This is a genomic window from Flavobacterium gyeonganense, from assembly GCF_029625295.1.
In the GTDB taxonomy this organism is placed as follows: Bacteria; Bacteroidota; Bacteroidia; order Flavobacteriales; family Flavobacteriaceae; genus Flavobacterium; species Flavobacterium gyeonganense.
In genome coordinates, this window is record NZ_CP121112.1 from 4,573,444 (window position 1) to 4,593,025 (window position 19,582).

General features: G+C 32.7%; 12 protein-coding genes, 2 tRNA genes and 3 pseudogenes. 14 read left to right on the forward strand and 3 right to left on the reverse strand.

The features are described from left to right. Nucleotides 1-2: 2 nt before the first annotated feature. Nucleotides 3-201, forward strand: a pseudogene (locus tag P5P89_RS19600) (NAD(P)/FAD-dependent oxidoreductase); the annotation flags it as partial. 144 nt (nucleotides 202-345) lie between these two features. Here P5P89_RS19600 and P5P89_RS19605 read toward each other — a convergent pair. Further along, nucleotides 346-426, reverse strand: a tRNA-Tyr gene (locus P5P89_RS19605). A gap of 997 nt (nucleotides 427-1,423) precedes the next feature. Here P5P89_RS19605 and P5P89_RS19610 point away from each other — a divergent pair. The 6 genes from P5P89_RS19610 (at nucleotide 1,424) to P5P89_RS19635 (ending at nucleotide 7,484) form a co-directional block, all read left to right on the forward strand. Continuing rightward, nucleotides 1,424-2,257: a 1,4-dihydroxy-2-naphthoyl-CoA synthase gene (locus P5P89_RS19610; RefSeq protein WP_012024845.1), complete on the forward strand. Its 834-nt coding sequence runs from the start codon at nucleotides 1,424-1,426 to the stop codon at nucleotides 2,255-2,257. A 71-nt stretch (nucleotides 2,258-2,328) separates the two neighbouring features. Then, a complete protein-coding gene (gene menA, locus P5P89_RS19615; protein WP_278009834.1) occupies nucleotides 2,329-3,291 on the forward strand; it encodes a 1,4-dihydroxy-2-naphthoate octaprenyltransferase in 963 nt (320 codons plus the stop codon). A gap of 25 nt (nucleotides 3,292-3,316) precedes the next feature. Further along, a complete protein-coding gene (locus P5P89_RS19620; RefSeq protein WP_278009835.1) occupies nucleotides 3,317-3,994 on the forward strand; it encodes a metal-dependent hydrolase in 678 nt (225 codons plus the stop codon). 203 nt (nucleotides 3,995-4,197) lie between these two features. Then, nucleotides 4,198-5,532: a DEAD/DEAH box helicase gene (locus tag P5P89_RS19625; RefSeq protein WP_278009836.1), complete on the forward strand. Its 1,335-nt coding sequence runs from the start codon at nucleotides 4,198-4,200 to the stop codon at nucleotides 5,530-5,532. A gap of 20 nt (nucleotides 5,533-5,552) precedes the next feature. After that, nucleotides 5,553-6,077 carry a GNAT family N-acetyltransferase gene (locus tag P5P89_RS19630; protein WP_278009837.1) on the forward strand — a complete coding sequence of 175 codons (525 nt, stop codon included), beginning with the start codon at nucleotides 5,553-5,555 and terminating at the stop codon, nucleotides 6,075-6,077. 144 nt (nucleotides 6,078-6,221) lie between these two features. Continuing rightward, nucleotides 6,222-7,484 (forward strand): NAD(P)/FAD-dependent oxidoreductase, encoded by a 1,263-nt coding sequence (locus tag P5P89_RS19635; RefSeq protein ID WP_278009838.1) that lies wholly within the window; start codon nucleotides 6,222-6,224, stop codon nucleotides 7,482-7,484. 55 nt (nucleotides 7,485-7,539) lie between these two features. Here P5P89_RS19635 and P5P89_RS19640 read toward each other — a convergent pair whose 3' ends face one another. Then, nucleotides 7,540-8,769 (reverse strand): multidrug effflux MFS transporter, encoded by a 1,230-nt coding sequence (locus tag P5P89_RS19640; RefSeq protein ID WP_278009839.1) that lies wholly within the window; start codon nucleotides 8,767-8,769, stop codon nucleotides 7,540-7,542. 138 nt (nucleotides 8,770-8,907) lie between these two features. Between P5P89_RS19640 and P5P89_RS19645 the strand changes: the two genes are divergently transcribed. The 3 genes and pseudogenes from P5P89_RS19645 (at nucleotide 8,908) to P5P89_RS19655 (ending at nucleotide 12,185) form a co-directional block, all read left to right on the forward strand. Then, entirely contained in the window at nucleotides 8,908-9,324 is a 417-nt protein-coding gene (locus P5P89_RS19645) for a hypothetical protein (RefSeq protein ID WP_278009840.1), read from the forward strand. Between the two features lie 333 nt (nucleotides 9,325-9,657). Next, nucleotides 9,658-11,575 (forward strand): annotated as a pseudogene (locus P5P89_RS19650) (DUF294 nucleotidyltransferase-like domain-containing protein). A 1-nt stretch (nucleotide 11,576) separates the two neighbouring features. Then, nucleotides 11,577-12,185: a 3'-5' exonuclease gene (locus P5P89_RS19655; RefSeq protein WP_278009841.1), complete on the forward strand. Its 609-nt coding sequence runs from the start codon at nucleotides 11,577-11,579 to the stop codon at nucleotides 12,183-12,185. Between the two features lie 90 nt (nucleotides 12,186-12,275). Here the strand turns inward: P5P89_RS19655 and P5P89_RS21830 are convergent. Further along, nucleotides 12,276-12,364: pseudogene (locus P5P89_RS21830) on the reverse strand (adenine phosphoribosyltransferase); the annotation flags it as partial. Between the two features lie 165 nt (nucleotides 12,365-12,529). On the opposite strand from P5P89_RS21830, the gene P5P89_RS19660 reads away from it, so the two are divergent. The 4 genes from P5P89_RS19660 (at nucleotide 12,530) to P5P89_RS19675 (ending at nucleotide 19,575) form a co-directional block, all read left to right on the forward strand. Then, nucleotides 12,530-12,603 (forward strand) — tRNA-Arg (locus P5P89_RS19660). A gap of 213 nt (nucleotides 12,604-12,816) precedes the next feature. After that, a complete protein-coding gene (locus P5P89_RS19665; protein WP_278009842.1) occupies nucleotides 12,817-13,002 on the forward strand; it encodes a hypothetical protein in 186 nt (61 codons plus the stop codon). Between the two features lie 400 nt (nucleotides 13,003-13,402). Continuing rightward, nucleotides 13,403-17,095 carry a YecA family protein gene (locus P5P89_RS19670; RefSeq protein WP_278009843.1) on the forward strand — a complete coding sequence of 1,231 codons (3,693 nt, stop codon included), beginning with the start codon at nucleotides 13,403-13,405 and terminating at the stop codon, nucleotides 17,093-17,095. A gap of 338 nt (nucleotides 17,096-17,433) precedes the next feature. Next, nucleotides 17,434-19,575, forward strand: coding sequence for an ATP-dependent endonuclease (locus P5P89_RS19675; protein ID WP_278009844.1), 2,142 nt, complete (start codon nucleotides 17,434-17,436; stop codon nucleotides 19,573-19,575). The last annotated feature ends 7 nt before the right edge of the window (nucleotides 19,576-19,582 follow it).

Sequence of the window (19,582 nt, forward strand, 5' to 3'; positions counted from 1 at the left end):
AAATGACAGATAACAAAAATTTTGACGTAATCATAGTTGGCGGAAGCTATTCAGGGCTTTCTGCAGCTATGGCTTTGGGAATAGCATTAAGAAATGTTTTAATTATTGACAGTGGTCTGCCCTGTAACCGGCAGACGTCTCATTCGCATAACTTCAACACAGGACGGGGAGAAACCAAGTGTAATTGCGGCAAAAGCAAAAGGACTAGTGTTGATCCGTTTTAAAAAATATGAAAAGTGCAGAAAAACAAAAAAAGCCTGCGAATCTTACGATTTGCAGGCTTTACGATGTTTTTTTAGGCTTTTTGAAAAGATTGAAAAATTTTCGTTTCTTATTCCCTTTTTGTGGGGAGAGCAGGATTCGAACCTGCGAAGTTCACACAGCAGATTTACAGTCTGCCCTCGTTGGCCGCTTGAGTATCTCCCCGATCTCAGCATTGTTGCGCTTTGTTGTTCTAAGCGGTTGCAAATATAGGAACGTTTTTGATGTTTGCAAACAAAAATTGAACTTAATTTTAAGTTATTTTTTAATTCATTGGTAGTGAATAAAATAAAAACGAATATTTTTTACGTTCTTAAAATAAGTCAGGTGCAGAAACATTTTCTCAGGTTCAAAAATGCTAAGTAGCAATATTCAGTATATAAATATAAACCAGCTTACAGAAAATACTTATTTATTAAAAATTTACCTGCTAAAAAACATAGCTAAACCCTTAAAAATATTTTATAGTAACAAGAAAGGCTATCCTTATACGAATAGCCTTCCTCTTTTTATTCTAGTTTTAAAAAATTGTAATTAAAAAAAAACAGAAATAAAATAATTTTTAATGCATTTTTAAAAGTAAAAATTTTACGAATTTTAAGATTTACTTTTTTAACGTATGTCTTTTAAACAATTGATTCATCTATTCAATAACAATCAATCAATTTCACGGCTTACCCTTTGGTTTTGTAATATATTTTTAGAAAGTTTTCAATTTTAATTCTCATCTATCGTAATCTCTTTGATAAATTGAAATAACAATTCTACTATTTAACCTTTGGTGTTACTATTTTTTTCTTGAAGTTGAAACATATGAATAAATCATTTGCTCATTGTTTTTAGTTTTGTAATTAAAAACCATAAAAAAATGAGCGACAATTTTTTTAATTTTTCTCAAAAAAAGTCATTTTTTAGGTTAATAAATCAGTGAAAAGAAATCATTATAGAAATCAATAAAAAAAATGTATCTTATTGATTTCTAGGTTGTAAAATTAATTATTTTTTTTCAAAAGTAAGTGTTAAAAAGTGTTATTTTTATTTTAGTACTCTTAAAATGTCCTGAAATATTGTTCAAAAAAAGTACTAGCAAAGAATTGAGTAGGTAAAGATGTAAAAATGATTTATTTTTACACTATAATTATTTAAAACAAAATAACATAAAATGGATTGGATAACTGCCAGAGAATTCGAAGATATCACCTATAAAAAATGTAACGGAGTTGCACGAATAGCTTTTAATAGACCGAATGTAAGGAATGCTTTTCGACCAAAAACAACATCAGAGTTGTATCAGGCTTTTTACGATGCACAGGAAGATACTTCAATAGGAGTAGTTTTGCTATCTGCCGAAGGTCCGTCAACAAAAGATGGCGTATATTCTTTTTGTAGTGGAGGAGATCAAAATGCACGCGGCCACCAAGGCTATGTGGGAGATGATGGGCAACACCGTTTAAATATTCTTGAAGTGCAGCGATTAATTCGTTTTATGCCAAAAGTTGTAATTGCAGTTGTTCCAGGCTGGGCAGTTGGCGGTGGTCATAGTTTACATGTGGTTTGCGACATGACACTGGCAAGTAAAGAACACGCTATTTTTAAGCAAACAGATGCTGATGTAACCAGCTTTGATGGTGGATATGGATCAGCTTACCTGGCAAAAATGGTAGGTCAGAAGAAGGCACGTGAGATTTTCTTTTTAGGAAGAAATTATTCTGCTCAGGAAGCTTTCGAAATGGGAATGGTAAATGCAGTCATTCCTCATGATGAACTGGAAGCAACCGCATACGAATGGGCCCAGGAAATTCTTCAAAAATCCCCTACTTCTATAAAAATGCTAAAATTCGCCATGAATCTGACAGACGACGGAATGGTTGGACAGCAGGTATTTGCGGGAGAAGCAACACGTCTTGCCTATATGACCGAAGAGGCTAAAGAAGGAAGAAATGCCTTTTTGGAAAAAAGAAAGCCGAATTTTGGAGAAAATAAATGGCTCCCATAATTGAAAAATTAATAATAGGCATAATAGAATCAAATAAACGATTCAAAACAATTAATGAATAAACGATAATAATGAAACATTGGATTGAAGCCGCCAGATTGCGCACATTACCTTTATCAGTTTCCGGAATTATAGTAGGAAGTATCTATGCTTTATCTAATCCAACAGAAACTGTCAATACACCAACAGAAGTTTTCAGCTGGAAAGTTTTTGGCTTTGCACTCTTAACAACACTGGGGCTACAGGTTTTATCCAATTTCGCAAATGATTATGGGGATGGGGTAAAAGGAACTGATAACGCTGACAGAGTAGGTCCGCAAAGAGCTATCCAGAGTGGTACAATTACACCGCAGGCCATGAAAAAAGCAATTATAATCACTTCATTATTAACGCTTTTGTCTGCGATTATTTTAATATATTTTGCTTTCGGAGAAAATAATTTTGGGTATTCTATCTTCTTTTTAATACTCGGAATCACAGCTATTGCTTCTGCAATTCGTTACACAGTTGGTAATTCTGCCTATGGTTACAGAGGTTTTGGAGATGTATTCGTTTTTGTTTTCTTCGGACTTGTAAGTACTTTAGGCGTTAATTTTCTGCATACCAAAGAAGTTGACCCGCTTTTGATTTTACCGGCTATTTCAATTGGCTTATTAAGTGTCGGGGTTTTAAACCTGAACAATATGCGTGATGAAGAGTCAGACAGAAAATCAGGAAAGAACACAATTGTAGTTCAAATAGGAGGAAAAAAAGCCAAAATTTATCACTTTTCATTGATAATTACGGCAATGCTTTTAGTAATTATTTTTGCTGTTTTAAGCAATTACAGATTCGACCAGTATCTCTTTTTACTTGCTTACATACCTTTAACTAAACATTTAATTACTGTTTATAAAAATCAGAATCCTAAGCTGTTAGATCCGGAATTAAAAAAATTAGCAATAAGCACTTTTTTACTTTCTATCTTATTAACAGTTTGTATGATTTCATTAATTTCAGACATTATTGTAAATCTTTTTTTAGGAGGAAGATAATTGTTTCACTTTAAAATTTTATCAAATGAAAATTACATATTTTGGCCACGCATCTTTAGCAATTGAAGTAGGAGGTAAGCATATCATTGTCGACCCTTTTATTACAGGAAATCCATTAGCATCTGCGATTGATATAAGCACATTAAAAGCAGATTATATTTTGCTTACCCACGCACATGGCGATCACGTTCTGGATGTTGAGGCAATCGCAAATCGAACAGAAGCGACCATTGTTTCAAATGCCGAAATCGCAAGTTATTATGCAAAATTAGGTTTAAAAGCACATCCTATGAACCATGGAGGAAGCTGGAAATTTGATTTTGGAAAGGTGAAATATGTTAGTGCTATTCACTCAAGTTCCTTTCCTGACGGTACGTATGGAGGGAATCCCGGAGGTTTTGTAATTGAAAGTGAACATAAAAACATCTACATCGCCGGAGATACAGCACTAACAATGGATATGAAACTGATTCCTTTGAGAACAAAACTGGATTTGGCTATTTTGCCAGTCGGAGATAATTTTACAATGGATATTGATGATGCTATTATCGCTTCTGATTTTATAGAGTGCGACAAAATTCTCGGCTATCACTACGATACATTTGGTTACATCGAAATCAATCACGAACAATCGATCCGTAAATTTTTTGATAAAGGAAAAGATTTGATGCTTCTCAAAATCGGGGAATCAATCCAACTTTAAAATTATTATTTCATTTATTAAGAAGCTCTTTCCTGCTGTACACTATATCTTTTATGCCTCCCGATAGCTATCGGGACCGGCATAAAAGGATGCCGTTTCCATCAGGGCTAGGGCTTTAGTTTTTATAAGATATTAATTATCTCAAAAGAACAATTTAAATCCACATATCTAAGTGGACAATTCAAAATTTAAAAATAAAAACAATGTCTAAGCAATTTGCATCATTAGGAATTTCAGTACCAATTTTAAAAGCACTAAGTGAACTGAACATTGTTGAGCCAACCGAAATTCAGCAAAAAACAATTCCGTTACTTTTATCTGAAACACATGATCTGGTTGGCTTAGCCAAAACAGGAACTGGAAAAACAGCTGCTTTCGGATTACCAATATTACAATCAGTAAATACTGAATCCCCGGTTGTTCAGGCTGTTATTTTAGCACCAACCAGAGAACTTGGACAGCAGATTTTCAAGAATCTGGAAGATTTCGCAAAGCACATTCCAACTATTTCTATTGCATCTGTTTGTGGCGGAATTCCAATAAAGCCTCAAATCGAACGACTTAAAAATCCAACACATATTGTGGTAGCAACACCAGGACGCTTGATTGATTTGATTCAGCGAAAAGCAATCGAATTAAAACAAACCAAATATTTGATTTTAGACGAAGCAGACGAAATGGTTGCTATCCTTAAAGAAAGTTTAGACGAAATCATTGCTGAACTTCCTAAAAAACATCGTACTATATTGTTTTCCGCTACATTGCCCGGAACCATCAAACAGTTAATTCAGAACTACTTAAATAAAAATGTAGTTCAGATAAGTGCTAACATGGAAACGGTAGGAAACCAGGGAATAGATCACGAATACATTGTAGTTGATCCTATTGAAAAATTAGATGTTTTGATGCATTTTTTAAACTCAAAAGAAGGAGAACGCGGAATCATTTTCTGTAAAACGAAAGCTGCTGTAAACAAACTGGCTAAAAATCTGGCTATAAACCGTTTTTCTTCAGGAGCACTTCACGGTAGTTTGTCACAGGGAATTCGTGACAGAATTATGGAGCAGTTTCGTGAAGGACATATCAATATTTTAATAGCAACGGATTTGGCTGCCAGAGGAATAGATGTAAAAGAAATCTCATATGTAGTAAATTATCATTTGCCTGATACTTACGAAAACTATGTCCACAGAAGTGGAAGAACAGCAAGGGCAGGAGCAAAGGGACTTTCGTTAACTGTTTTGCAGCATGAAGAGGTTGTTGAAATTGCAGATTTTGAAAGAGAATTAGGTTTGAAATTTAATGAATTCAAAAAACCTTCAGCTATTAGCCTTGAAGAAAACAATACTTTGCTTTGGGCAAAACAAATTTTTAAAACAAAACCAAATCACGATATTTCAAGTGATTTAAAAACAAAGGTCAAAACTGTTTTTCATCATCTCACAAAAGAGGAACTAATTGAAAAATTACTGGCAAACTATGTTTTACAAAACAAAGTTGAAATAACTGAAAGAACTAATAAGAAGTTCAAAAAATAAATCAACTCTAAAAATTAGTGATGAGCAATATTGATGTAAAAAAAATTTCGCTGAAAGAAATTAATCAGCTTCAGGAAATCAGCAAACAGACTTTTCGGGAAACTTTTTCAGAATCAAATTCTGAAGAAAACATGAAAAATTATCTTGAAAAAGCATTTTCTAACGAAAAAATAACAACAGAACTTATAAATGAAAACTCTGAATTCTATTTTGCAATTTTAGAAAACAAGGTAATTGGTTACTTAAAAATAAACTTTGGAGAGGCGCAAACCGAATTAAAAGATAGTAATGCCCTGGAAATTGAACGTATTTATGTCACAAAAGAATTTCATGGAAAAAATGTGGGTCAATTACTTTATGAAAAAGCTATAGAAAGAGCCAGACAACAAAATTCAAAATACGTATGGCTGGGCGTTTGGGAAGAAAATAAAAAAGCAATACGTTTTTACACAAAAAATGGCTTTATAGAATTTGACAAACATATTTTTAAATTAGGGAATGACGTTCAGACGGATATCATGATGAAGTTGCAATTAAATAATTAGAACAAAAATTAATACTATTACTTTGCAGTAATTATTCAAAATAAATTTCGAAGATGAGTTTGTACTTGAAATTATTTAGTGTTAAATTTATAAAGTAATGCAAACAAAATAGTTTTTACACAAAAGTCTTAAATACAAAACATTATGAATATAGTCATCATTGGAGGGGGCTTTGCAGGATTAAATCTGGCAAAAGAACTTCTAAATCATCCTCAAATACAGGTAACGCTTGTAGATAAGAATAATTATAATTTTTTTCCACCCCTTATATATCAGGTTGCTACAGCTTTTTTAGAACCTTCAAGCATCAGTTATCCGTTTAGGAAGTTTTTTGCCGGAAAAAAGAATCTCCAATTCCGTTTAGGGGAATTACTATCAGTCGTTCCAGCTGAAAATAAGGTAGTTTTGAACAATGGCGAATTATCATATGATCATCTGGTTTTTGCTACAGGTGCTGAAACCAGCTATTTCGGTATGGAGAATGTCATGAAAAATGCTATTCCGATGAAAACCTTAAACGATGCCATCGTAATGCGAAATACATTGCTTAAAAATCTCGAAAAAGCAGCTATTTGCAAAGAAATCCGTAAACGACGCAAATTACTAACAATTGTTGTAGCCGGTGGGGGACCAACAGGAGTAGAGGTTTCAGGTATGTTTGCAGAAATGCGAAAAAACATTTTATTAAAAGAGTATCCTGAATTAGACACCACCGCCAGTAATGTTTATTTAGTTGATGGTGGAGACGCACTGCTTGCACCAATGAGCGAAGCTTCTCAAAAAGACACCTTAGAAGCACTTACAAAATTAGGTGTTGTTGTTAAACTGAACAGTAAGGTAACAGATTATGTAGATGACACCGTATATTTTGAAAATGGAGAAACCATCAAAACTAAAAACTTAATATGGGCGGCAGGTGTTACCGCTAAGATTTTTGAAGGAATGCCGGCCGAAAGTTATGGCAGGGGAAGAAGAATGGCAACGGATGCATTTAATAAAGTAAATGCTACGGAAAATATATATGCGATTGGCGATACTGCTATTTTAACTACAGATAAAAACTTCCCTAATGGACATCCTCAGGTTGCACAGGTTGCCATACAACAAGGAATTAACCTTGCTAAGAATTTTAAAGCTACTCTTGAGAACAAGACGCTTAAACCATTCATTTACAAAGATAAAGGGTCAATGGCAATTATAGGGAAAAACAAAGCCGTAGTTGATTTACCAAAACCTAAATGGCATTTTAAAGGATTTTTTGCATGGTTTATTTGGCTATTTGTTCATTTAATTTCATTAATCACTTACAGGAACAGAATAAATACTTTTTACAATTGGATGGTCGCTTATTTTGCAAGAGATCAATCACTTAGAATGATTATCAGACCAGATAAAAAACAGCCATAAAAAAAACCGGAATTTTTTTAATTCCGGTTTTTTCATATATGATTTCATATAATTTTTAATGACCAATCGTAATTTCATCTTCAGAGGATGCTTCTATTTTTTCTTTGATGAAGCGTTTTCCTATATTTAGAATAATAAATGCTAAAATAGTAGTTGATGTCATAATTACTACCATTGGAACAACAGAATCTTTGACAAAACTACCTACAGCAAAAGAAGCCAGAGCCCCTAAACCAAGCTGGATGGCTCCCATCAACGCAGAGGCACTTCCGGCATTTTTAGCAAAAGGAGCTAGTGTAAGTCCGGCTGTATTGGGATTAGAAATCCCCAAACATCCTAAAAATAAAAACAACATTCCAATAGTTCCATATAATCCTATAAGTTTATTCCATGAAAGAATCAGAAAAACAATACTTATTAATGACTGTGTAATTAGGGCACTAAATATCATCTGTTCACTGGAAAATTTCTTTAATAAAACCGAATTCAACTGACTGGAACCAATAAAACTTACTGACATAAAAGCAAAAATCCATCCATATGTCTTAGCATCGACATGATAGATATCCATAAAAATAATCGGGGAGGCCGCCACGTATGAAAATAATCCTGAAAAAGCAATTGAACCTGTAAAGGCATAAGTAAAAAATTGTGGGTTTTTAACTACTTTTAAAAAATTCAAAATGATTGGCTTTGGTTTTAACGAAATCGAAGTATCAGGTTTGTAAGTGTTTGGAAGACCAATTTGTGAAGCTATAAGAATAGCAATTCCCATACACATTAAGATCAAAAACACTATATGCCAGCCGTAGTCTTCAGTTATGTAACCACCAATAGTTGGCGCCAGCATTGGCGAAAGACCAAGAACAAGCATGAGTAGAGAAAAAACTTTCGGGATATCCTTTACAGGAAATAAATCCCTAACCATAGCAACAGAAGCAACCGTTGCTGCACAACTTCCAACTGCCTGAATAAATCGCAGAAATATAAAAGTATCAATATTTGCTACATATACACATCCTAAAGAAGCTAAAATATAAACGAGTAAACCAAAAAATAAAGGTTTCTTTCTCCCAAAACGATCTAATAAAGGACCATAAAGCAACTGACCTGCAGAAATACCAATAAAATAACTTGACAGACTCATTGAAACTTTTGCTACACTAGTATGTAAATCTGCGGCAATTCCTGAAAACCCTGGGAGATACATATCTATTGAAAAAGGACCAAGTGCAGTCATAGATCCAAGAATAAGTATGAGTTTTACGTATTTTTTTGTTGTCATTTCCTTAAAATATCGCTTTTAATTTCAGACAAAGGTAAATATTTAGTACCTTAATATCTCAAATAATAACATTTATCCCAAAATACGGGAATTATGTAAAATAGAGAAACATTATCACACTAATTAAAAAATTAAATTATGAAAAAATTCACACTATTATTAGCTCTTATTTTTAGCACAATTTCATTTGCACAGACCATTTCATCAAAAATTGAAGAAGTGAGTGCATCACAATACGAACTTCTTAAAAAGGTAAATGAATATTATCCGGATATTACGCTTAACAAGTCCATCACAAATTTTTATGCAGACGGAAAAATCATTGATTCACAACAACAATTCGATTTAAAGGGCACTAAATTCTCAAGCTATAAATTAGGAATTGAGCCTGACAATAAAAAATTATTATTCGAATATGTGTCATCGGAAACCGGAAAGATTTACGGCGATGTATCAGTTTTCAAAGGAAATGTTTTAAGAACGACTTTCAACGAACAAAAAAATGAAATTGAAGTTTCATTGAATGGTAAAGCAGTTTATGCAAAAAAACTTTGAAACTACTGAAATGGTGAGGATTAACTTTATTAGTAAAGTTAATCCTTTTTAATTGATATATGTTTTGAACTATAATTTATATTATGTAAAATAGAAAACTTTGTTTATATTCTATTTTAAGTTTGCATAACAAAATTAGTCATTACAAAAATCAAGATTCAAACGAATATTTATAAATAAAAGATAATCAAATAAATACAATAAAAAAATTAGTTATTTAATCAAAAAAAAATAAAAAATCAATAATTATTTAAATCCTCCGTTTAGTTGTAACAATATCATAAAGTGATTTATTATTTTATTATTTTTACAATCGACTATATTAAACTTACTATGAATACAATTGCTGAACATATAGCGGATTTTTTAAAAGAATATCCGCCATTTAATAATTTGACATTTCAGGAACTTTTTAATATTGCTACCAATATACGTGTAATAAATTTAGAAAAACACGCTGTGTTATTTCAAAACAATGATATACTTCATGACAGCTTTTATGTTGTAGCATCCGGTATCATCAATCTTACTACTATTGCTGATGCTGAAGAAACCATCATAAACAAATGTCATGAGGGTGATATTTTTGGTTTACGCCCTTTTTTTGCAAAAAACAATTATATGATGACTGCTAAAGCACGTGAGGAAAGTATTGTTTATGCTATTCCTATTGCTGTTTTCAGACCATTCGTAGCAAATAATTCAGATGTTCTGAACTTCTTATTAGAAAGTTTTGCAATTAATTCACGTCATACGAAAGACAATGTGAATTCATCAAACAAATTAATGCCCGACAACGGATTTTATTCAGATACACAATCAGAACTGCAATATATCCAGTCACTTACTTATAATAATTCACCACTCACAACCACAGCTGACAAAATCGTAAAAGATGTTGCTATTTTAATGACTGATTCAATGGTTGATAATATTGTTGTTTGCGAAAACAACAATCCTATAGGTATTTTGACCGATTCTGATTTATCCTCAAAAATAGCCACAGGACGTTATCCAATTACAGAAACGATAGACAAAATTATGTCTTCTCCTGTTGTAACCGTTATTGAAAACGTATCCTTAGCAGAAGCGCAATTATTAATGCTAAAGCATAATGTAACGCATTTATGTGTTACTAAAGACGGGACTAATAAATCGGTTGTTAAAGGAATTATTTCTGAACATGATTTAGTGGTTGCCCAGGCCAGCAATCCTGGAGTTTTGATTAAAGAAATTAAGAGATCACAATTACCAAAAGATTTAAAACAGATCAGAGACAGATTATCTGATTTAATTCAGAATTCAATTCAAAAAAATATTCCGATTTCACATGTGTGCAATATTGCTAATGAAATTAATCTGGCATTGATAAAGCGAGCAGTTGAATTAACGATTTTAGATCTTGGCTCCCCTCCTGCCCGTTTTGCATGGCTAAGCATAGGGAGCCAGGGAAGGAAAGAACAGCTTTTGCTTACGGATCAGGACAGTATATTAATTTTTGAAGATGTTACACCGGAGAAATACAGAGAGGTAAAGGATTACTTTTTAAGATTAGCTAAAAGAACTACCTCTTTACTTGAAAAAGTGGGTTATGAATTTTGTCCAAATGGCCATATGGGAAGTAATATGCTTTGGTGTAAATCATTGACAGACTGGATAAAACAATATAATAGTTGGATGAATACTCCAGGTGAAAACAGCAATGATTTGAGTAGTATTTTCTTTGATTATGAGATTGTTTTTGGTGAGCCAAAAATTGAAGAGGCAATTGAAAATGTCATTTTTAAAAATGCAATCAACAACACTTTATTTTTTGACTTCTTAGGAAACGATGCTTTAAAAAAAGAATTCCCCATTAAGTTTTTTCAAAAAGTTCATATTAGAAGAAGAAGGTCCTCATAAAATGAAATTTGACATTAAAACGAGAGCATTAATGCCTTTAATCGATTCTGCAAGACTCTTAATTCTAAGTTCCAATATTAAGGGGATAAATAACACTTACTTAAGATTTAAACAACTTGCTATTTCGGATTCTAAAAATGCTGAAATATATCTTAGCTGTGCCGAAGCTTTTTTGACATTATTAAAATTCAGAACAATTGAAGGGTTAAAAAATGATGACTCTGGCCAATATATAAATATAAAAGAATTATCTAAGACGGATAGAGAAAAATTAAAGAATGCATTAGCTCCAATGCGTGATTTGGAGGAATTAATTAAAAGTAAATTTCAACTTACACAATTTTCATAATATGCTGGACTGGCTGAAAAATATTAATAAAGAATATCCTGATTTTTGGAAAAACTACCTTGGTAAATTCGAAACTAAACCCAATAGATTTGTAGTGATATCAACAGAAACTTCAGGACTTAACCCTGTAAAAGATGTTATTTTGTCACTAGGGGCTTTTGCAATTGTTGATGACAGTATCATAATTAAAGATAATTTCGAAGCGGTTTTGTTGCAATATAAATATTTACATGATAATGGCTTATCAAACGAATTTATAATTGAAAGTAAAATGACTAAACTTCAGGAAAATGATGCACTCGAAACTTTTATAGATTATCTGGGGAATGCCATTTTAGTGGGTCATCATGTCAACTTTGATATTGAAATGATAAATGCAGCATTGGAGAGACTGGGTTGTGGAAGATTAAAAAACGAGGCACTGGATATTGATGTTATGTATAGAAAATTGCATGATATTAATGACAAGCAATTTTCTCTTGATGATTTGTGTGAAATATATAAGATTCCAAAAAGCGACAGAAATTCTTCATCAGAAGATGCATATAAAATCTCTCTATTATTTTTAAAGCTAAAATCCAGATTAGGAATTAAACAAGTCAGTCCTTAAAAAATTAATCGGTAGAATCAATTAATAGTTAATAGCAGTAAATATGGGATATGCTTTTATCTTATCTCTTCCGCTAAGAAAATCAATTTACTGTTCACCTAAAGAATTTAGTAAAACTCTAAGACAATATTCTCTAACCAGAGGATATTTAGTAGTGGAGTAATATCTCTAAATAAAATTCCTTCTTTAGGAAATCACTGAATATCAAATATATAATTTTATAAGTTCATTTTTTTTTATTTTTATGTATTTTTTTGCTTGTATATCCAACATTTATGCCTATATTTGCACCCGCAAACAACGCTCATCAAAGCTGCAAAAATAAGCTTACTGAGAAAACATTAGGCCTCGTGGCGCAACTGAATAGCGCATCTGATTACGGCTCAGAAGGTTACTGGTTTGAATCCAGTCGAGGTCACTACTAAAAAAACGTTAAAACTTAGGTTTTAGCGTTTTTTTTATTCTTTTCATGTAGTTTTTACACACTTTATCCTACTTAAATACACGGTTTAGACATCCTGTTGAGGTGACTAGTCAGGATTTAAACCAAACTTAACATGCTGATTTACAGATACAAAAACATTTAACTTATCTTTATATTAAGAATAATTTAACATTAAAAAACTAAATTATGAATTATAGAGATGAGCAAAACAAGGGAAAAATATCTCCAGAAAAGGCACAGAAAATGCTTAAAAAGGAAGGAATGAATGTAACAGTTGAGCAGGCAGAAGAAATATTATATTTTCTCCGACTTATAGCAAATATTCATATTGTAAAATTTATCGAGAAGAACAAAACGACTGAAAAAAAATAATTATATTGTTTAGATAGCTATTCTTTAAAATTAGTGCAAAAAAACTCCATATAAATGATAGATCCAGAAATGAACTAAGCACCTCTTTTTACACACATACCTAAGGCGATTCTAATGATCATTTATTTGTTCGTTGATTTCGTAGCAGATTTGTGGCGCAAGCTTATAAAAAAAAAGTAAAAACTCAGTAGCCTCATAAATATTAGAAATAAACTAAATATCTGCTTTTCAACTCAATAAAGCTTACTCACTTGATTTAAAAACTGGTAAGCCTTTTGAAGTTTAATGCTCATATTTAAACCCAATTCAATTTATAAACAATCCTTAAGGCAATTGAATATAATTCAGTTAGTCACCTCATTTTTTATTGTAAATTTAGGAACTAACTAATACAATCAAAATGAAAATTGGAAGAAATGATTCATGCCCATGTGGGAGTGGTCAAAAATATAAAAAATGCTGTATAAACTCTGAATCGACAATTTCGACAGATACTTTTCTAAACTACCTCAAAACACATGATACCTCTGAATTATTGAAGATGATTTCGCTAGTTCAGCTGTTACCGATTAACCAATCCAAACTCATTAGATTGGAAAGCATACAAGATTTAATCTGTTCACACTTAAAAACAGATGGCAAAGAAATAGATTACGATTCTGTAAAACGATTAATTGGCAATGACTATGCGGCAGATTATAGAGAAGATCCTGCCGAAGCATGTGGAACGGAAAATTTCATGTTTTTCAATGGCAACAATATTGTATTTCCCGGAATAGCTAAAGATAGCACTTTAATAAACCAAATGCTTTTTAATTCAATATTTACATGGGAAAATGATTTATCTCCAGAATTGAAACGAACCATTCATGACGGAACATACTTTATGCTGTTTATTCACAATATGATTGCAGAAAATATAGGGCTTAAACGATACCTTTTCGAAGATGACTGGAAAGGTGATATCTATTTTCCCGAAAGCAGTGTATTCAAAAATCATAAAGATCTGTTTGAGTTTACCAGAGAAGATATTGATAAAATTTATGAAAAGCTCCATATTGAGCAGGATGTCATACTCCATTTTGTTGCCACACGCGAAGATTTTATTAAAAATAAGGGACAAGACACGGTATTAGTAAGAAGGCCTTTTATTAAACTTGAAGATAAATTTTATTTGGCACTTCCTTCTGCGCAGATGTACAGTTTAAACATTTTTATTAGGAAGCAGATAGAATTGAAAGGCCAGACTGAAGTATTAAATTCATGCTATGCCAAAATGGTCTTAAATGAGTCCTATAAATATCTCAATGTTATGTGGGACAGTGTAGATTTAGGTCTGGAACTGCAAAGCAATGAATCATTATGGCAGATGGATGCCAACAAATATGCGCATGTAAGATTTATTTCAAAACATCAGGATAATGATATAAAACAAAGGGCAGACTCAACTATTGCGGCAGCCAAAATTAACCTCAAAAATAAAGAAAGCGAGTTTCTTTCAATAACTATTTTTGCAGGTCATGAAATAGATGAAGTCCATTCGTATCCTATCGAGTACCTAAAGGAAACCAAATATCAAATAGCATTCAGCTTTTTTGACCTTGAGCGCATATTCTATCATTGGAAACCAGATGAATTAACTTTATGGAAATATGCCAAAGCCGAAGAAAGAGCAGACAAAGCTGACATGAAAATGATGCCGATATTTTCTATATTATCATATTTTCAATGGTATAAAAGAAATCAAGACTCATTTTTTCCAACAGATGATGCGGCACCTAACTTTGTAACTTTTGATTTTAGCACTCAAGCGAAAATAATTGCTGAATCTGCGCAAAAAACCGACAGGCATTTTGTTATGCAGGTAGAAAATAAAATCGGAGATAATTCGGAAATTAAACTTAGAAACCTGCCGGTGGTTAAAACAAAAGACTATGCTCCAATTTACACTTCTGAAGAAATATACAATAGAAAATTACGAATAGTTTTAGAAGCTTACCCTTTTCCGATCTGGTTCAGCTATGATCAGAGAGTCGGGACTGTAGGCAGCAATTTTATTGAGTCTATGGTTTACTGGCTAAATGAATTTGCCAGCACTTTGAGTCCTTACCTGGCAAATCTGGGCAATCTTCCGATTGAATTTATTTTGTCATTTGATGAAAGGCTGCAATCTATTCTGTCTTCAGGATTTGAGATTGAAAAGGGAGTAAAAATTAATGTTAAATATGAAGCCGACATATACCTACGAAAGATTAAGCTTAAAATTCCCATTGAAATATTTTCCGCTTTACATAGAAAAGATAACTACGGGGAACAGATTTTAATAGATGCCATTTTAAAATCATTCAATGTTTTACAGCGCAGTTATGGGCTTAAAGAATTTACTCCGGAAGAAAAAGAGAGATTTTTAGTGTCTCAAATGCCGCTAAACAGTAAAAAAATGCTGCTGACTTCCCATAAAGAAAATGACTTCAAAAGATTTGACAAATACATACCCAAACCAAGATATATACAAGATGCTGATATCTCGGTAGTTCTTGAGAGCCAGATAAAATGGATGAATCTTTCGTATCAGGTTCCTGAAAAAATAAATGATATAGATAAAGTTCCTTTCTTAAATGAATTGATAAATACCTTGACCCGTAAACTAAAGGAGTGCTTAAAAGATTATAACGCAAAAGAACTCCTTGTCGACTTAATGTTAAGGCATGAATCGATTATTCAAAGTTCAAGTTCGTGGGACTTAGATCTACCTGCTCGAATAAAATGCTTTGAAAAATATCAGGACGTAATTACGGAATATAAAGAAGATTACAACAACGTTGTCAAATCTTCACATTCTTTGAGAAGTTTAATAGAATATGCTATCGCGGAATCGCCTGAAGGCAGCAAAATACTAAATATTGATGATGTCGATTTTTTATTGGCCATGATTAATGAAATCATTTTCTATGGAACTACCAGAGATAGTATCTCTCTGGGGATTGATAACCCAAAAATGGGATTGCTTCCATCTGGACGATTGGGGATGGATCACGATTTTCACGATACAATTTTGGCAGGTTACAAAGATTCCATAATCTTAGATGAAATTCAGGGAATTAACGAAGATTTCGAAAGTCATTTTCAAAGTAATGAGCCAAATCCTGAAATTGATATGGAAAAAGAGGCATATTACGATAAAATTACAAATCTGTTCGAAAAAGATCTAGGAATAGACTTTTATCAAATTGGCATGATTGCCGAATTCATGGCAGGTTACTGCTTTTCGCAGGAATGTTCTTGGTGGTGTTGTACCGAAAATGAACTTACAGATTTAGTAATTTCAAACTCAAACCTTTCACAGGCTGAAGTTCAGGCATTTCTATCTTTTATGCAATTAGAATCCAGAGGCAAAATAGAAAATGTGCCGGAGGGCCATCATGCTAAAGAAACATGGATCTGGCGATTTAACAGAAAACTATCCTACATTCGAAGACCCATAATAAAATTAAAAAAAGGAGATTCAGAGGTGTTATTATGGAGTGCAAGGCACCTTGTCATGGCATCAGATAACTTAAAGGCAATATTCTACAATGGAACATTAAAAGTTGATGAACTTGTTCACCCCAATATAACGGCATTATTAAATGAGCGGCTAAATATAAAATCAGATGAATTTAGAACTAAAGTATTACTATGGTTTAAAAACACCTCCCTGCAGGTTATCGAAAATGAAATTAAAATTAGAAAAAGTGTTTTCCCTAATGCTGACAGAGACTATGGCGACATTGATCTTTTAACTATTGATCACAGCAAAAAAATAGTTTATCTGATTGAATGCAAAAATACCAAACAGGCTAAAGTTATGTATGATTTTCATTTTGATTCTAAAAACTATCTTGAAAAGCAATTGCCAAAGCATATTAAAAGAGGTGGATTCATATCGGATAACTTAGAGCAGCTTTCTAAAAAAATAAATGTTGATCTAAATGGATATACCGTTTCTGCAATTGTAATTTCATCCTATCAATTGCCAGTAAAATATTTGCATAACATAAAAATTCCCATTTACTCATTTCAGGAAATTAAGCGTGAAAGGCTTTTTGCTTAACAAGAGGATTTAATATAGAATCGGGTTGCAGCCATTTTTACAGCAAATGGCTATAGTATTTTAAGTAAGATTATTAACCTGAATATTTCAAAAAAAATGGAGTGGATTCCTTGTTATTAATCTTTATCTCATTTTTACCGCAAAAAACAGGTAGTTATACTTAAAATTTATTTGGTCTGCTTCTCTATTTTTACTTCACGCCGGTTTAGTTGATTATTAGCAATGGTCATTATTTTGATTATATTTTTTTCAATTTGCATTCAAAAGATATGATCGGTATCAATTAAACTATTCCCGAAAAAAAACGGCATAAAAAACTTTACTAAATATAAAAATTTATGAGAATTGACTCAATTGACCTGCAGAATTTTAGAAAGCTCAAGAAGACGAAAATTGAATTGGCTGAAAAAGAAACTGTATTTGTCGGAGCAAATAACAGCGGGAAAACATCCTCGCTGGATGCACTTAGAATATTCCTAACGAAAAAAATCTTTTCCACTAGAGATTTCACGCTGGATAACTGGATTGGCTTAAACAAAATTGGAAACAGGTGGCTGAAAGAAAAGGAAATTAGTAATATAGATTTATCGGTAGACCAATTTGCAGATTTCATACCTACTCTGGATCTGTGGCTGCATGTTGAAAAAAATGAAGCTCATTATGTTTTGCCATTAATACCAACTTTAGAGTGGAAAGGAGGCAGATTAGGAATACGTATGCGTTTCGAACCCCAGGATGTAGAAACATTATATAAGGAATTCATACTAACTCAAAAAAACAAAAAGGACTTGGATGCATCAAGGCTTAAATTATGGCCTGATGATTTGTGGGATTTTTTAGATAAGAAAAATAATCTAAATAAACTCTTTACTGTTAGATCATATTTGCTTAATCCATTAAATACTACACCTTTTCAACCCCTGCCTATTTCAAGTCTTCCTCTTGAGCAGGACGTTTTAAAAGGACTTATAAAAGTTAACATTATAAACGCTCAAAGAGGCTTTTCAGATGTTGGTTCAGATACAAGCGAAACATCAAACATCAGAAACCTTTCAAACCAGCTTAGAGACTATTATGATAAGCACTTAAATCCTTCAGATAATCCAACAAAAAATGATCTAAAAGCTCTTGGCGCCATTAATGATGCAAAAAAACAGTTTGACGAGAATCTTCAAGAAAGCTTTAAATCAGCATTAGGTGAACTTGCACACTTAAATTACCCAGGATTTGGAAACCCGACAATTTCTCTATCAAGCCGTATCGATACAGTAGAAAGTCTAAATCACGATTCCTCTGTGCAGTATAGTTTATCAGGAGATAATCCAAAGCTTAGTCTTCCTGAAAAATATAATGGTCTAGGCTACCAAAATCTTATATCAATGATATTTAAGCTTATTAGATTCAGAGACGATTGGATGAATGTTGGTAAAAAGCTACATGAGGAAAATGCCGAAGAATTCCAGCCATTGCATTTAGTAATCATTGAAGAGCCTGAAGCTCACTTACATGCGCAGGTTCAACAAGTTTTTATAAAAGAAGCATATAAGGTTCTGCGTAACCATCCCGAGCTCGGTGGCAAAAAACAATTCCATTCCCAGCTGCTGATAAGTACTCATTCTAATCACATTGCACATGAAATCGATTTTACAGCTCTAAGATACTTCAAGAGGAATCCTCGCACAAAAGGCAGTCTTAGTACTTCTACTGTAGTCAATCTTTCAACAACATTTGGGTCTGAAGACAGAACAACAAAGTTTGCAATTCGCTATCTTAAGACAACTCATAGTGACTTGTTTTTTGCCGATGCAGTAATTATAGTTGAAGGCCCAGTAGAAAGAATGCTTGTGCCTCATTTTATTAAAAATCAACACAATAAACTCTCAACATGCTACATTTCAATACTTGAAATTGGAGGCAGCCACGCTCATACCCTGCTCCCGCTTCTCGAACAATTGGGCATAATTACTTTGATCATCACAGATATCGACACCATCATCACTCCCGGAAAAACAAAATGCCAGCCTAAAAGAGCATCCAATCAAATAACAAATAATGATACTCTTAAAAAAATATTATCTAAATCAAAAAAACTGGATGATCTTTATGAAGTAAAATTTGAAAAGAAGCTCCATAAAAATCATCCAATCAGAGTAGCATTTCAAATTCCTATCCAGGTATCGGTAAATAATGAAGCCCTGCCCTATACCTTTGAAGACTCGCTTGTCATGGAAAACAAAAATCTTTTTTCAGCATTGCCAACTGCAACTGGTTTATTGCAAAAAATGATTCTAGCCTCTAAAGAAAGTGATATCAATAATTCTGCAAAGGCTATGTACGAATGTATAACTGCTAAAAGCGTTAAAAAGGCAGAATTTGCATTGGAACTGCTTTATCTTAAAGAACCAAATGTATTAGAAGTTCCTCAATATATAAAGGAAGGCTTGGTTTGGATGGAGGAAAAGCTCGAAATTAAAAAATAAAATTAGT

Bases quoted from the DNA above. Each gene is read 5' to 3' on its own strand.
- P5P89_RS19610 (WP_012024845.1), top strand. From the start codon at position 1,424: ATGGATTGGATAACTGCCAGAGAATTCGAAGATATCACCTATAAAAAA.
- menA (WP_278009834.1), top strand. From the start codon at position 2,329: ATGAAACATTGGATTGAAGCCGCCAGATTGCGCACATTACCTTTATCA.
- P5P89_RS19620 (WP_278009835.1), top strand. From the start codon at position 3,317: ATGAAAATTACATATTTTGGCCACGCATCTTTAGCAATTGAAGTAGGA.
- P5P89_RS19625 (WP_278009836.1), top strand. From the start codon at position 4,198: ATGTCTAAGCAATTTGCATCATTAGGAATTTCAGTACCAATTTTAAAA.
- P5P89_RS19630 (WP_278009837.1), top strand. From the start codon at position 5,553: ATGAGCAATATTGATGTAAAAAAAATTTCGCTGAAAGAAATTAATCAG.
- P5P89_RS19635 (WP_278009838.1), top strand. From the start codon at position 6,222: ATGAATATAGTCATCATTGGAGGGGGCTTTGCAGGATTAAATCTGGCA.
- P5P89_RS19640 (WP_278009839.1), bottom strand. From the start codon at position 8,769: ATGACAACAAAAAAATACGTAAAACTCATACTTATTCTTGGATCTATG.
- P5P89_RS19645 (WP_278009840.1), top strand. From the start codon at position 8,908: ATGAAAAAATTCACACTATTATTAGCTCTTATTTTTAGCACAATTTCA.
- P5P89_RS19655 (WP_278009841.1), top strand. From the start codon at position 11,577: ATGCTGGACTGGCTGAAAAATATTAATAAAGAATATCCTGATTTTTGG.
- P5P89_RS19665 (WP_278009842.1), top strand. From the start codon at position 12,817: ATGAATTATAGAGATGAGCAAAACAAGGGAAAAATATCTCCAGAAAAG.
- P5P89_RS19670 (WP_278009843.1), top strand. From the start codon at position 13,403: ATGAAAATTGGAAGAAATGATTCATGCCCATGTGGGAGTGGTCAAAAA.
- P5P89_RS19675 (WP_278009844.1), top strand. From the start codon at position 17,434: ATGAGAATTGACTCAATTGACCTGCAGAATTTTAGAAAGCTCAAGAAG.